General features: G+C 39.6%; 16 protein-coding genes and 1 pseudogene. 12 read left to right on the top strand and 5 right to left on the bottom strand.

The features are described from left to right. Positions 1-175 precede the first annotated feature (175 nt). The 6 genes and pseudogenes from AOC35_RS11285 to hemL all read left to right on the top strand — a co-directional run bounded on the left by AOC35_RS11285 (position 176) and on the right by hemL (position 5,554). Positions 176-1,519, top strand: a complete 1,344-nt coding sequence (locus tag AOC35_RS11285; RefSeq protein ID WP_108647179.1) for a glutamate-5-semialdehyde dehydrogenase — start codon at positions 176-178, stop codon at positions 1,517-1,519. Between the two features lie 61 nt (positions 1,520-1,580). Further along, a complete protein-coding gene (locus AOC35_RS11280; RefSeq protein ID WP_108647178.1) occupies positions 1,581-2,018 on the top strand; it encodes a CopD family protein in 438 nt (145 codons plus the stop codon). Between the two features lie 34 nt (positions 2,019-2,052). After that, positions 2,053-2,835, top strand: a pseudogene (locus AOC35_RS15770) (THUMP domain-containing class I SAM-dependent RNA methyltransferase); the annotation flags it as partial. Then, complete coding sequence (locus AOC35_RS15845) at positions 2,812-3,951, top strand: hypothetical protein (RefSeq protein ID WP_425440646.1); 1,140 nt, start codon at positions 2,812-2,814, stop codon at positions 3,949-3,951. The pseudogene AOC35_RS15770 and the gene AOC35_RS15845, both read left to right, overlap by 24 nt. Before the next feature lie 98 nt (positions 3,952-4,049). Continuing rightward, the gene (locus tag AOC35_RS11270; protein WP_108647176.1) at positions 4,050-4,220 is read left to right on the top strand and encodes a rubredoxin; all 171 of its coding nucleotides are present in this window, start codon (positions 4,050-4,052) and stop codon (positions 4,218-4,220) included. 23 nt (positions 4,221-4,243) lie between these two features. Next, positions 4,244-5,554 (top strand): glutamate-1-semialdehyde 2,1-aminomutase, encoded by a 1,311-nt coding sequence (gene hemL, locus AOC35_RS11265; RefSeq protein WP_108647175.1) that lies wholly within the window; start codon positions 4,244-4,246, stop codon positions 5,552-5,554. Positions 5,555-5,628: 74 nt separating this feature from the next. On the opposite strand, the gene AOC35_RS11260 is transcribed toward hemL, so the two are convergent. From AOC35_RS11260 to AOC35_RS11240, 5 genes are all read right to left on the bottom strand, one after another. Further along, the gene (locus AOC35_RS11260) at positions 5,629-6,102 is read right to left on the bottom strand and encodes a hypothetical protein (RefSeq protein WP_108647174.1); all 474 of its coding nucleotides are present in this window, start codon (positions 6,100-6,102) and stop codon (positions 5,629-5,631) included. After that, a complete protein-coding gene (locus AOC35_RS11255; RefSeq protein ID WP_108647173.1) occupies positions 6,089-6,715 on the bottom strand; it encodes a hypothetical protein in 627 nt (208 codons plus the stop codon). Before AOC35_RS11255 ends, AOC35_RS11260 begins: the two co-directional genes overlap by 14 nt. After that, on the bottom strand, positions 6,712-7,479 hold the full coding sequence (locus tag AOC35_RS11250; protein WP_108647172.1) for a TIGR04255 family protein: 768 nt from the start codon (positions 7,477-7,479) through the stop codon (positions 6,712-6,714). Before AOC35_RS11250 ends, AOC35_RS11255 begins: the two co-directional genes overlap by 4 nt. A gap of 212 nt (positions 7,480-7,691) precedes the next feature. After that, the gene (locus AOC35_RS11245; protein ID WP_108647171.1) at positions 7,692-8,513 is read right to left on the bottom strand and encodes a symmetrical bis(5'-nucleosyl)-tetraphosphatase; all 822 of its coding nucleotides are present in this window, start codon (positions 8,511-8,513) and stop codon (positions 7,692-7,694) included. 156 nt (positions 8,514-8,669) lie between these two features. Further along, positions 8,670-10,169 carry a cryptochrome/photolyase family protein gene (locus AOC35_RS11240; RefSeq protein ID WP_108647170.1) on the bottom strand — a complete coding sequence of 500 codons (1,500 nt, stop codon included), beginning with the start codon at positions 10,167-10,169 and terminating at the stop codon, positions 8,670-8,672. A gap of 130 nt (positions 10,170-10,299) precedes the next feature. Here AOC35_RS11240 and AOC35_RS11235 point away from each other — a divergent pair, with 130 nt between their 5' ends. From AOC35_RS11235 to AOC35_RS11210, 6 genes are all read left to right on the top strand, one after another. After that, entirely contained in the window at positions 10,300-10,893 is a 594-nt protein-coding gene (locus AOC35_RS11235) for a YqgE/AlgH family protein (protein WP_108647169.1), read from the top strand. An 87-nt stretch (positions 10,894-10,980) separates the two neighbouring features. Further along, a complete protein-coding gene (gene ruvX / locus AOC35_RS11230; protein WP_108647168.1) occupies positions 10,981-11,367 on the top strand; it encodes a Holliday junction resolvase RuvX in 387 nt (128 codons plus the stop codon). 251 nt (positions 11,368-11,618) lie between these two features. Beyond that, positions 11,619-11,906 (top strand): AbrB/MazE/SpoVT family DNA-binding domain-containing protein, encoded by a 288-nt coding sequence (locus tag AOC35_RS15665; protein ID WP_211307513.1) that lies wholly within the window; start codon positions 11,619-11,621, stop codon positions 11,904-11,906. A 326-nt stretch (positions 11,907-12,232) separates the two neighbouring features. Next, a complete protein-coding gene (locus AOC35_RS11220; RefSeq protein ID WP_159077563.1) occupies positions 12,233-13,168 on the top strand; it encodes a MarR family transcriptional regulator in 936 nt (311 codons plus the stop codon). Then, complete coding sequence (locus AOC35_RS11215; protein WP_108647166.1) at positions 13,162-14,061, top strand: hypothetical protein; 900 nt, start codon at positions 13,162-13,164, stop codon at positions 14,059-14,061. The genes AOC35_RS11220 and AOC35_RS11215 overlap by 7 nt, the downstream gene beginning before the upstream one ends. A gap of 319 nt (positions 14,062-14,380) precedes the next feature. Next, positions 14,381-14,695 carry a helix-turn-helix domain-containing protein gene (locus tag AOC35_RS11210; RefSeq protein ID WP_108647165.1) on the top strand — a complete coding sequence of 105 codons (315 nt, stop codon included), beginning with the start codon at positions 14,381-14,383 and terminating at the stop codon, positions 14,693-14,695. Positions 14,696-14,754: the final 59 nt, after the last annotated feature.

The following is a 14,754-nucleotide window of genomic DNA, read 5'->3' as shown; positions in this document are numbered from 1 at the left end:
TCCACTCTATTAATTACCTGATGAAATATTAATTAAAGAAGATATTTGACTAGTAAAAATGAGTTCTAATAATTTAAAGGTGGCGTAATAATCGATAACTTTCGAGAAATTAGTCAATTTGTATTAAATAGTGGAAAATAAGGGTATCTAGTTCATTGACGATTTTTAAACCTATATGTCTTCATCAGATCCAATCGTAAACAACACTAACTCACCAACTGCAAGCGCATCGAATTTTCAAGAAATTCATGAGCAATTGACCATTATTGGTAAAAAAGCCAGGGCTGCTTCACGGGCGATGGCAAAAGCAACTCCTCAGCAAAAGAATTTAGCTCTTTTGCAAATGGGTATGGCAATTCGCTTACAAACATCACTTTTAAAAGAGGCAAATCTAAAGGACCTCGAAAGAGCCAAGTTAGCTGGTCATGACGCAGCGTTCATCGATCGTCTTACTTTAAGCGACAAAGCTATAACCGGCATGATCGAAGGTTTGGAACAAATCGCCGCACTACAGGATCCTATCGGTGAAGTGTTGAATCATCGCAGTCGTCCGACTGGGATTGACATCCATCAAATGCGCGTTCCATTAGGTGTGATCGGGATTATTTATGAGTCTCGTCCTAATGTGACGATTGACGCCGCTGCTTTATGCATTAAATCGGGTAACGCGACCATTTTGCGTGGTGGCTCAGAAGCGATTGAATCTAATACAGCTTTAGCCAAAATTATTCAAGACTGCTTAAAAAGAGCGAGACTGCCGGAAGATGGTGTGCAAGTAATTGAAACCACAGACCGCGCTGCGGTTGGTGAAATGATTACCATGACCGAATATATCGATGTGATTGTACCGCGCGGGGGTAAAAGCCTGATTGCACGTTTAATGCAAGATGGACGCGTACCGATGATTAAGCATTTGGACGGTATTTGTCATACCTATGTCGATGCAGAAGCTGACATCAGTAAAGCCATTACGGTTTGTGATAATGCCAAGACACAACGTTACTCTCCTTGTAACGCAATGGAAACCTTATTAGTAAACGCCAAAATTGCTCCAAGAATCATGGCACCATTGTGTAAGATTTATCAAGATAAAGGTGTGGAATTAAGAGTGGATCGTAAAACGAAAGGTGTCTTAGCTCAGGCTGGTTTTGATGGTATGAGCCATTTAGTGGACGCTACCGAGGAAGACTGGACGACTGAGTATTTAGCGCCAATCCTCTCTATCAAAATTGTCGAAAACTTAGATGAGGCGATTGACCATATTAATCATTATGGAAGTCACCACACAGATGCCATCATGACTGAAAACACCATCACGGCTGATCGTTTCTTAAAGGAAGTCGACAGTGCGAGTGTGATGCTGAACGCTAGTACCCGCTTTGCCGATGGCTTTGAGTACGGTCTCGGTGCTGAAATTGGTATTTCCAATGATAAATTGCATGCGCGTGGGCCAGTAGGTTTGGAAGGACTTACTTCCCTGAAATATATCGTAAAGGGTAATGGCTCTATTCGGGTTTAAGTCTTCATTCGTAAAGTGGTCCACATTGGATCGACAGAAATAATTATTTAAAGGGTTACAGATGGGCATGATTGGTTATCAATGGGTCAAAGTACTACACCTCATTTTTATTACTTCTTGGTTTGCGGGTTTGTTTTATTTACCAAGAATTTTTGTTAATTTAGCGATGGATAAAGATCCACAAGTGCAAGTGCGCTTGATTGCCATGGCACAAAAGCTTTATCGCTTTATGAACATTTTAATGATTCCAGCTTTAATTTTTGGTTTGATTCTTTGGTTGTATTTTGGCGTTGGCAGAAGTCCGGGCACTGGCTGGATGCATGCAAAATTATTACTCGTGATCTTTTTAATTGGTTATCACCATATGTGTGGTGCCATGGTTAAAAAGTTTGTAGCGGGTACCGTGACCAAGTCCCATGTCTGGTTTCGTTGGTTTAATGAAGTCCCAGTCTTACTGTTGACGGTGATTGTCATCCTCGTGATTATTAAACCCTTTTGATGTTTGTACGATTTACCTTAATTAAAGATCTAGCTTGAAATATTTTGTTGTTTGTCCCAGAGGACTAGAAGTTCCCTTGTATGAGGAACTCGTATCAATCACGACCCATTGTATGGACGAAGAGGAATTGCAACAGCTTGGGCTAACCAAGCCTGAGGCAACACCTCTTGCTAAATCAATTAAGAATGTTTTTTTAGGTGACGCACCGATTAAGCCAAGTGGTGGTATCGAGGTCAGTGGCACGCTTGCTTTGGCAATGGCGATTAATTTACATAGTCGGATTGCTTCCAGAGTCCTCTTGCAATTAATCCATTGTCCTTATAAAAAAGAAGACGATATTTATAAAGTAGTCAAAGGACTCAGCTGGGAAGAGTGGTTTGATGTAAGCCAAACGCTCCGAGTGGACGTCACGGCACAACGCTCTAATTTACAAAGCTTGAACTTTATTACTCTGCGTATTAAAGATGCCGTATGTGATCGTTTTAGGGATTTGTGTGGTGAGCGTCCGAGTATTGAGACTGGCACGCCCGACGTTCGAATTATGGCGTTTTTAGATGCCACGCATATTTCAATTTATTTAGATACTTCGGGAGAGGCTCTCTTTAAAAGGGGTTGGCGAGATGAAAAAGGCGCTGCACCCTTAAAAGAAAATCTAGCTGCAGGTATTTTAGCCTTTACAGGTTGGGAAGCTAAACAGCCTTTGTATGATCCGATGTGCGGTAGCGGGACCTTTTTGATTGAAGCGGCACAAATCGCCAGACACATACCGCCGGGTGCGATTCGGGCGGGGCTGATGGAAGAATTAGAGCCACAAGATCAGGGAGTTGAGCCTGTGCGAAAAGAGCATACCGATTCTTTGCGCAACCATCAAGAAGCTGATGAGGATGTAGAAGATGAGTCATTTGATCCGCCTGCACAAGCTGTTCATTCATCAAAGTCTGATGATAGTGATGACAATGACAGTGATAAAGCTGCTCAAGTGCCTGCAACTAGCAAGCCAGTTTGGTCGGCACCAATTTTGGTCGATTCAGGTAAACCTTTAGAAGTCAAAGCAACGCCGCAAGATTTGATTCCAGCGACGCCTAAAAGAGTACAAAGAGCAGAACCAGAAGAGGAGTCTAGTCGCAAGCCAAAAAACCGCTTTGAAAAAAAGACTGGTGACTCTTACTTTGCCGGATCGAATAAAACTTTAAAGTTCAAACCGAGTCGTGTGGATTTAGTGGGTGTCTATCAAGGCTTTGGTTTTTTAAGATTAAAGCCGTTTCAAACTCAGACCGAATTAGAGTTATGGGGCTTACTCAAGAAAGCAGCTCAGCTCGAGATGCAACGCTTTCAGGAAGTACCGCTGCTCATTGCGGGCTCAGACATTAATGAACAAATGATTCGGGTGGTACGCCATAACTGGCGAATGGCTAGACTTGCTGGTCAGCCAAATGTGCGTCAGGTAGACGCGTTGATGGTGAAATCTCCATTTAAGGCAAAGAGTAATAGTCAGAGTGGCAGTGATATCAGTAGGGCTGGCGTCATGTTATTTAATCCGCCGTATGGTGAGCGGATTGAACTAAAGGGTGGACGTGGGGCACAACATGGGCATGAGGACGAGCCTTATGAATTTGTTGAGCCGGAAAAGAAAATGCGTGGAGCGAGAGATCCACTGCCGAAGAACTTTACGGATCCGATGTTTGTCGAGTTTTTATCGAAATTTGGCCGACATTTAAAAGAAGAGTTTGCGGGTTGGCAAATTGATATTTTGACTGCGGATATGGGCTTACCAGGACAAATGCGCATGAAAGAAACCAAACGAACGCCCTTATTTAATGGCTCGATTGAGTGTCGCTTGTTCCGCTTCGAAATCCGTGAATTTCAGAAGCATGTTCAAACAATCTTGCCTGATCAGGATTCGACAATTCAAACTAAAAACGATCCTTCCTAAGTTGAAATTGAATTCGGCTAAGATAGAGTTTAGAAAAAGAATAAAACGAGACAGAACTAATACAATAGTAAAAATAATATTATCACTAGGAAATTCAAATGGAATTTAAAACATACATGTGTTTGATTTGCGGCTGGGTCTATGACGAAGAAGCAGGTCTGCCGGAAGAGGGTATTGCACCTGGTACCAAATGGGAAGATGTGCCAGTGAACTGGGCTTGCCCTGAGTGTGGTGCACGTAAAGAAGATTTCGAAATGATGGCTTTTTAATTTGACAAGATAAATAGAACTTTATGGCAACGAATCAATCCTTATTTGAACGCGCACAAATCACAACTCCTGGGGGTGTGAACTCTCCTGTCAGAGCTTTTCGCTCGGTAGGTGGTACACCTCGCTTTATTAGTAAAGCCAAGGGTGCCTATATTTGGGATGTAGAAGGCAAAGCGTATATCGATTGTATTGGTTCATGGGGTCCAATGATTCTTGGACATGCTCATCCGGAAGTTATCAAAGCGGTTCAAGTTGCAGCTGAAAATAGTTTTAGTTACGGTGCACCAACAGAAGCAGAAATTTTGATGGCTGAGAAAATCACTCAGCTCGTTCCTAGTATTGAGCAGGTGCGTTTAGTCTCTAGCGGTACCGAAGCCACGATGAGCGCTTTGCGTTTGGCAAGAGGATTTACTGGACGTGACTTAATTGTGAAATTTGAAGGCTGCTATCACGGACACGCAGATAGTCTCTTAGTTAAAGCGGGATCGGGTTTATTGACCTTTGCCGAAGAAAATGCTGATATTGATTTATCCAAGAATGCACCTTCATCAGGTGGTGTTCCGCAAGATGTGATTAAACACACTTTAGTATTGCCATTTAATGATCTAACAGCTCTTGAAAATGCTTTCGCACAGTTTGGTCCTCAAATCGCTGCATTAATTGTGGAACCAATTGCCGGCAATATGAACCTCGTCCAAATGACGCCTGAGTTTATTGCAGCCATGCGTAATCTGACGACTCAGCATGGTTCTGTTTTAATTTACGATGAAGTGATGACGGGTTTTAGAGTTGCTCTCGGCGGCGCACAAAGTTTGCACGGCATTAAGCCAGATCTAACTTGCTTAGGTAAAGTCATGGGTGGCGGTATGCCGATGGCGGCCTTTGGTGGTCGCAGAGACATCATGCAAAAGTTAGCACCGATTGGCAATGTGTATCAAGCCGGTACTTTGTCTGGTAATCCATTAGCTGTTGCTGCAGGATTGACGACGCTTAATTTGGTGAGTCGAGAAGGTTTTTATGCTGAACTGAGTAATAACATTGGTAAGTTACTCAAAGGTTTAGAGACTCTAGCAAAAGAAGCAGGACATGATTTTTCTACAGATCATGTGGGTGGCATGTTTGGTATCTACTTTGCCAAAGAAAAGCCACAATCTTTAGAAGATATTACGAAGTCGGATATGGAGAAATTTAAACGTTTCTTCCATGCGATGTTGGATGAAGGTGTTTACTTAGCACCTTCTGCTTATGAAGCTGGCTTCTTGTCCATTGAGCACAATGATGCTGTGATCGAGAAGATGTTAGTTGCTGCGAAGGTGGCGTTTTCGAAGATTTAAATTCTTTAATTAAATGTAATAGGTAACATATAGTCTGAGGATAAATGTCTTAAGTAATACTTAAGACATTTACTTTAAGTTGGATTGGAGGCTAATTTATCAATTGGAACTATTTCAGAAAAAGCTTCCCTAGAGAGTAAATCTAACATTTCGAGATCTTCGTTTTGAATGTTAAAAACCCCAGAGTGCGATTTGTTTAAGTTATTTGGCCTATATTCAACTCTGATTTTTGTTTTACGATCTTTACCTATGCTTTTGATTTTTGATATGTTAGCTATTGCCAAAGCACCTTTTGAACCAACGGGTAAGTTTGATGCTTTCAAGTCATTAATAATAAGATTAAGGGCGTCCTTCTTATTTGGTAATTCAAAATATTCAAGCCAATTTAACGAAAGAAACTCTTCATTAGGTCGCAATTCAAATGCCTGACTATGGATGCCAATAATATTTATATCAAAGTCATCTCGAATTAAAAATTTTGGCTTTAAATAACGGACTACATTATGGGAATCGTCAATTAATTCACGATTTTTTTTAGTTATTGTCATTCAAGAACCATTGCTCGGGATTATACGGGCTTAAACGAGACATAAGGACAGTTAGTAAAGTTTCACCTGCAGCCCTTTCAGTTTCATCTTCCGATTTTCTTGATAGAACCCACCTTATTCTGTCCTTTGGTAGGAATTCTAGGGTGAGTTTATTTTCACCATTCAACCAAGCCGCTAAAAGATGACCCGAATTACTCATTCCTAAAGAGGGGAATTTTTTGTAATCAATAACACCAAGAGATCTTAAAAAAGTAGCGATTGACGATAATTGAATGGGCACATCTTCAATTTCCCAATCGGAGTCATCATGAATTAAATCTAATTGGCGAAAAATTTTTTCTCTCCATTTTGAGTCAAGATGCATACTAACTGCTGCAATCAGAATTTTCGCAGATGCTTTAGCATCAAATAATTTTTCTACTAAAGATTTTTTTTCAGAGGTGAAAGAAATTAATGGGGTCTCAGGAGAACTCTTGGGCATCTCCGATATGACTCTAGAATATGAGCTTTCTGGAATGCAAAAGTTCCGTGTAAAACTTTTTAGTAAAACATTATTAGCTTCTTGTAATGGAGCAATATTTTTAATTGGTTTTTTAATATTTAACTGAGTCATTTAAATAAAACCCTAGATTTTTCTGTAATGCACATTTCAAAAATTTCGTTTTTCTTATCTCTTGCAGCATCTAAATAAGCAATTAAGGCTTTTGGAGATTTAGGTAAATCTTGATTTTTTATAATATCAATATCTAGTAACAGGGAAGAAAACCTCAAAATTGGGGAAGGTACGGACTGAGATGAAAGCTTTAACTGACTTTTAATATCCGTAAGTTCCAGGACGGTTTGAATAGAAAAATTTTTTATTTCTGATAAAGCTTTAGGAAGAGTAGGATTTATAGTTAAAAACTCTTCAGGATTAATTGACTCCGATTCATTCTTTAGAGGCACATCTATTCGATTGATGTAACGCATACCTATTTGAGAAATTTCTTTATTTGGGTTTGATTTAATGAAAATCCCCCAATCTCTAAGAAATCGTTCCTTAAAAGAGTCCCATCCTAAATACGGCGCTCTTTGAGATACAAGAAACATTTCAGGCCAAATATGTAAGGTCTGAGTCATATCTGCAGAAGAAAATCTAAGCCCATTTTGTTGGATTCTTGGGGTAAATTCAGGCTCGCTTCCTGAGTCAACTCTTACCTCCATTGTTACGTTACTTTGAACATCGCTCGCATCATAATTTTTCTTTAACTTCTTTTCAATCTTAAATAAATCATTGTTAGCAATAGGTTGCAAAAAATTAATTGCTATCACTGCCTCTAGAATTGGCGGGTGATTGTAAATATATTCACATTTAGTTGTGGTGGCTACTGAAGACATGCTAATAGTATATATCACCAATTTATGAAAACAAACCCCACATTATTAGTGAGGATTTTTTAAGAAAATACCTAATGTAATCTTTATAGGAATTGGGTGTTGGTTCTTGAAGATTCAATGTTTACCATGAAGAAATTTAGCTCGTTTTATGAGCTAACTAATAAATAACACTCTGAAAAACTTTAAAAATAGCTAAAAACTTTTTCTTTTGATCAAAATGCTACGTGTTTCACTAAACCAGGCGTTTGAATCATTTGCGGTTCTTTATCAAGGGACATGGCAGTCAGACTTCCACCCCAAACACATCCCGTATCGAGCCCGATAACATTATTTTTTTGCACGAGTCCCATAGTGGACCAGTGACCAAAATAAATCCGTAAATTTTCTGTTTTTCTTTTTGGCACATTGAACCAGGGGTAGAAGTTTTTGGGTGCAGTACCCATGCCCTCTTTACTAATAAAGTCCATTTCTCCTTTACTAGAACAAAATCGCATTCTGGTAAAAGCATTCACAATCACTCTCAAGCGGTCAGCTCCTTTGAGCGTATTAGACCATTTAGTTGGGGTATTACCGTACATGCTTTCTAAAAATGAAACATAGTTCTTACGCTTTAGTGCTTTTTGAACTTCATCAGCCAGTTCCATCACTTGATTAATGCCCCACTGAGGTAAGACTCCTGCGTGGATAAATAAATTCGAGCCATCAAATAAGGCTAAGGGGCGTTTACGTAACCAATCAATTAATTCGCGTCGATCGGGTGCGCGCAAAATATCATCGAGGGTATCAAGAGATTTTGGTCCACGGATACCAGCGTCACGTGCTAGTAAATGTAAATCGTGATTCCCTAGGATACATTCACAGTCACCTAGCTCTTGCCAAGCTTTAAGCCTGCGCAGAGTTCCTAATGAATCGGGGCCACGATTCACCAAATCACCCACGCAGATGATTTTTGACCCAAAGGGCAGTTCATTTACCAAATTGTCGAGTTGAGTAGAACAACCTTGTATGTCACCAATGGCGTAAATTGGATTCATCTTCGGCTCTTTTGAGTGGTTATATTAGTCATCTACTTCAGTTCGGGTGAGTCTATCTCTGCTATTTTTGTATTTGAAAATGCTTCAAGTGAAAGACTTTACTATTTAGAAAAATCTTACCACTTACATTTCAATTTTAAAGGTTTTTTATAGTGCTCACTCGTTTGTCTCAGGAGTTGACCCCGCCTTCACCACACTGTATCGCAATAGGGTGGTTTTCCTGGCCTCATCGTGCTTGATGACAGGGAATGGATAGTCTTTACCGAGTTGTAGTTTAGCTGCTTGTATTTCTATTTCTCCGGCTAGCCAAGGGGCATGAATCGATTGATTCGACAAACCTGCGAGTTCTGGACAGTATTTACGAATAAACTTGCCTTCTTTATCGAATTTTTGTGACTGAGTGATTGGATTAAAAATCCGAAAGTAGGGTTGAGCGTCACAACCACTCGAAGAGGCCCACTGCCAGCCACCATTGTTGGCTGAAAAGTCAAAATCATTGAGTTGATCCGCGAAATACGCCTCACCTAAGCGCCAATCAACTCCAAGATCCTTAATTAAAAAGCAAGCAGCGACCATGCGCAAACGATTATGCATATAGCCAGAAGTATTCAGTTGACGCATTGCGGCGTCAACTAAGGGATAACCTGTTTTGCCTAAAGTCCAAGCTTTAAAGAGCTTTTCTTGAATCGGACCTTGTTCCCAAGTGATTTTGTCATAGTCGGGTTTAAAGGAAACACCATTTGCTAAGCGTGGATGATTAGCTAGAATCATAAAATAAAAGTCACGCCAAATGAGTTCCGATAGCCAGGTGGTTGCACCGGCACTTCCGGCAAGCATTAAATGATGGGCAATGCGAACGAGAGCTCGAATGGAGACGGTACCAAAGCGTAAATGGGTGGATAAGTAGCTTGGACCCTTAATCGCCGGAAAATCACGAGTGGCTTGATATTGATCAATCCGGTGTTCAAAATCACTGAGTAATTGACTAGAACCATTCATACCAATGGGAATCAATTCTTGGATATTAGACGGTGCAAATCCCATCGACTCTAAACTGGGGATACCACTCTCTTTTCCAAGAATCGTACTCGGTAATGGTGCAAGTTGCTGGTAGTGTTCTGGTGATGTAAAACAATCTCGCGGCGCAATATCCTGCAGCGTTAATTTTTTGAGCCAGGCATTCTTAAATGGGGTAAAGACCGAAAAGACACCTCCTGCACCAGTTAATACTTCTTTGCGCTCGAAAATCACCTGATCTTTATAGCTTTGAAAATCAATCCCTAGGTCTTTTAACTGATTGGCGACTAAAGTATCTCTAGCAATACTACTGGGTTCATAGTCGTGATTGGTAAACACCGCATTTATACCAAGCTCCTGCGCAAGTTGAGGAATCAATTCTTGGGCACTACCGTGTAAAACAATCAGGCCACTTTGAGGATGATTCGCTTTGAGTTCAGCATCCATTTGCTGAAGGCTTTGCCAAATAAAGTCAACCCGTCGATCGGTGGTGAAACCTTTGTCGAGTAGCGGATTTAAGATGTTTGTATCAAAAATAAAGCAAAGCGATACCTGATCAGCGGCCTTCAGTGCCGCTGATAAAGCAGCATGATCAAAGGTTCTTAAATCCCTTCTTAACCAAACGAGTGCTTTATCCATGAACTAACCTTATTAATGGTGAAATAATGATGATGGTATTAATAATAATGAACCAAAAGTGGATAACATTAACATAAAAAACATCATTTCATTTAATGAAATTGATTCTAGACTAGGCTAAAATTGAGGCATGAAAAACCTGACAGAAGATGTAAGTCATCTCGCCAACCAATTACTGATCGCCATGCCAGGTATGGTCGATGATCGCTTTAGTGGCACCGTTGTGTATCTGCTAGAGCATAATCAACAGGGCGCGATGGGCCTGGTTGTGAATCGTCCAACCGATTTGGATTTACACGGCCTATTTGACAAAATCAACCTCAAGTTAGAAATTGATCCCTTAATTAAACAGTCTGTTTACTTAGGCGGGCCAGTGCAAACTGAGCGGGGATTTGTGTTGCACTCGCAGGAGGAGGATGTGCAGTATTCCTCTACTCTAGTTGTTCCTGGAGGTCTAGCCATGACGACTTCCAAAGATGTGCTGGAAGCAGTTTCTGAGGGTGGTGGGCCGAATAAGTTTTTGATGTCGCTAGGTTATGCAGGTTGGAGTGCTGGTCAGCTAGAAGATGAGATTGCACGTAACGGCTGGTTGAATGTTTCTACCTCTTTAGAAAATATTGCTGAGATTATTTTTGATACGCCGCATGCACAGAGATATCAAAAGGTCATGTCGATTATTGGGATTGATCCCAGCCACTTAAGTGGTGAAGTGGGACATGCTTAAGAGTTACTTAGTGCAACAACTAATACAAGCTTTCAGGCAGATCATTCAGCCATTAAATCATCGCAGTAAATCTCAACTCGAGTATCTATTTTGAGTCACACCATCTTAGCCTTTGATTTTGGAGAAAAAAGAATAGGCGTGGCGGTTGGTAATACCTTTTTGCGCCAAGCGCAACCATTAAAAACCATCTTAAATAAAAGCGCTGATTACACCTTTGGGCAAATCCAACAACTGATCAAGGAGTGGGATGCCAAGTTATTAGTCGTTGGCTTACCAAGACATCCTGACGGCAATCCACATGAGATGACTAAAAAGGCCACACGCTTTGGTAATCAGTTAAATGGCAGATTCAATATCTCGGTTGTTTGGGTGGATGAAAGATATACCTCGGCAGTTGCCGATGATTTATCTGGAGATATTGATGGTCAAGCAGCAGTAATGATTCTGGAGCAGTATTTTGCTGAGAATCCATAAAGGATTGGGCTTGAATAATTTGTTGAATTCTAATACGAAGTGCAACTTTGAAAATTGGGGTTATTTAAATTAATTGGGGACGCATTTCAAAATAAAGTAGTATTTAATCTAGTAAATTCTGTAATGAACAGACTTGTTTTCTTGAATAGCTGATTAAACCCTCTCGGAGCTTTTAATTAATTAATTAGAATCCGGCTCTTTAGATTAAGCTATTGATTTATATAGTTCTTATTTAATTTTAAAAAGTCGTCATGAAAAATTGGATTTCCAAAGCATTAGCATTACTTTCTAACAGTATAGAAAAACCCAAACATGAGCATAATGAACTTGATTGGAAAGTTGGGCTTTCAAGTGATAAAAAAAGACTTCTAGAATACTTGTCTGCAAAGAGCAACCTTTCCGGTGGGCGAATTACAGAATATAACGACAATCAGATTGGAAATAATTGGGATACTTTTTTCCTCAATGGACCTAAAGTATCAGATGATTTTATGAATGAGCGCGCTGAACAAAAGTTGGTAAAGAGAGACAACTTGTAACACAAACAAAATGTCGGCAGTTATTAATAAGTACCGATATTTTGTTGAAAAGAAATAAATCTATGTAACAAAAAAATAGTTCTAGATCGAAAAAGTGTAAGGGTTGGGAAGTGCTGAAGCTAAAAAATCCCACAAAGAAATAACAAGTTTAATTAAATTCATGGACTAAAGATGCGTCTTAATGTTAAGATGCATCTTTAGTCTATCAGTAAGTTGAGGTTACATTGCAGAAAATATCTTCTTGCGATTTTGTTTGGCAGAACTGGCAAGTATGGGTTAAGTCGAGAATTTCTACTGTTCGTGATTTGCGAGCGATTTTAGTCGGCATGGCTTACGATCTCCAACTTGTTCCAGAACAGCGAGGTCTTTACATACTAGTAGATAGTAAATTCACAAAAGCGCGTCTTGAGTCTGAGTTACAAGCATTTAAAGAAATTGTTGACGATAAGTTAGCTGAAGGTATATACCTCGCATTATTTGAACGGGACAAAGGGTTTGTCTATTTCCCTGAGCAGCAATGTAACATTCCTTTAAATGAATTGAAACCGTTAATTCAACAGGAGCAATCTTCAATTGGAATAAGTTCTCCAGGGGCAACACGCATCGCAATCCTCAATTTATTGATACTTCAATGGCTCAGTCAAGGAGAGCCTCAGACTACTGAAGGGCTAAGCATTGCGAGTGGAGCTAGCTATCCAACAGTATTTAATACGATAAAGCAACTTGAGGCTGAAAATTTAATCACTCGTCAGACAGATCGTCGGGTAAGTTTAAAGCGGTTTCCAGTTAATTTATGGAAACGTTGGGTGGTTGAAAGTGAAGCAAGAAAATCAGTTCGTTTTAGAGACATCTCAGGACAGCCTAGAACTCCAGAGGATATGGCTGAGAGATTAAAGAAACTTCACTTACAAAATGTCGCGATTGGAGGAGTATTTGGTGCAAGGTACTATTACCCCAAATTGGATATCACCGGTAGTCCTCGCTTAGATTTGGTAGTGCATGGTGGAATTAATAGTGATTTGGAATTTATCAAGAAATTAGACCCAGCCTTATCACCGATAGTTAACGTGGTGGAACCGGTAAATGTAGTCGTACATTTTTTATCACGTGCTGAGGCTATGTTTATTAAAGATTCAAATGGTTTTGTGTTAGCTGACCCTATTGAATGTTTAGCTAATCTGTATCAAGGCGGCTTAGATTATCAAGCAGACGATATGCTTTCAAAACTAATAATCAAATGTGAAGAGGAGAAGGAATGTTAGTGGATCTATCACCAGAAAAAATTATTGAGATGGTATCTATTGCAATGCCCCAAGATTCCAAAAAGAACATCATCGTCATCGGTAGTTTAGCAGCTGGACATTATTTTTATGATGTACTCAAAAATGGTGGAGTGAGAACTAAAGATGTGGATTGCATGATATGGCCTCACCCAAAAGTAAAAGTATTAGCTAAAAATGTTGCCGAACAACTAATGAATAACGGCTGGGAATTAAATTACACAAAAGAGTATCCGCCGTCAAATGACAAAAAAACTCCAGTTGAGGAGTTGCCGATAATCCGCTTACATCCAAAAGAGGACAATAATTGGTTTCTTGAATTACTCAATTCACCAAATAAGAAATTAACGCAAACAAGTGTTCGATCGGTAGAAAAAGTAAAAACAAAATATGGTTATTTTGCTCTGTGCGGATTTAAGTATCTCAGCTTAGTTGAGGTAAATCCTATTCAAACTCAATACCAAATAGCTATAGCAAGACCGGAGATGATGGCATTGGCCAATTTGCTACACCACCCAGTCATTGGAAATGAAACAATAGGAACTACCAATATTAAGAGGTCAAATAAAGACTTGGGACGAGTTTTGGCCTTAGCGTACCTCATGACAGAAAGCAAGAAAGACTTAAGAGAGTGGCCGAGGCTTTGGTTAGATGCATTAGAGGAAAAATTCCCAAATGAGGTGAGTGAGTTATCCTTGGTCGCTGGAAGTGGATTAAAGAAGTTGATTCAACAAGAGCAAGACTTTGAGCAGGCAGTAAAAACATGTAATGACGGATTATTAGCAAATTACAATATAACTTCTGAAAAGATGATGGCTACTGCATTACGATTTATAGATGATGTAACTAATAAACTTGAAGAATTGACTAAATAAGAATCACAAGGATGTTTTGAGATAATCGACTAAAGAAAATTATTTACAGCCTCTTGATGTTTAGTGAAAGCCAAAAAAAATCATGCAAGCGTCTAAAAATAGACGATGCCGATTCAAAATTGGAGATCTGAGATGAATAGATTTGAGATTGAATTTGGTGAAAGGTTAATCCTTCACTAAAAACTGAAATCAACTTACAAAGATTAATTTACACCCTCGTTCTCCGAAACAAATTCTGCAAAACATAAAACTAACGAGATTTATTAACTATGTATCACATTGTGTACAAAATTTCGGTTAATCATAAATAATGTGATACATGCCAAGTAAACCTCAACCTATCTTTCCATCCGAGCAGAAGATCTTAAATAACTTAGGAGAGCGGATTAAACTCGCTCGTTTACGTAGAGGTATTTCGGCTGAATTATTGGCAGAAAGATCATCTATTTCTAGAATGACGCTACACCGTGCAGAAAAAGGCTTTCCAGCAGTAGCGATTGGCACTTATCTCAGAATCTTAGCTGCACTTCAGCTTCAGGATGACTTCAATTTATTGGCAAAAGATGATGTGCTTGGGCGTCGTCTACAGGATCTGGAGTTATCTCAGCCAAGAAAGAAAAATAGAAAATCTTGAATTAAAAAAAAGAGGCCTTACTAAAAGCAATAGATGCTTAAGAAACATGACTGCCCTTT

It is taken from the genome of Polynucleobacter rarus, assembly GCF_003072505.1.
Lineage (GTDB): Bacteria > Pseudomonadota > Gammaproteobacteria > Burkholderiales > Burkholderiaceae > Polynucleobacter > Polynucleobacter rarus.
Note: the sequence above shows the minus strand (reverse complement) of the source record. Positions and strands in the feature narration are given on the sequence as shown.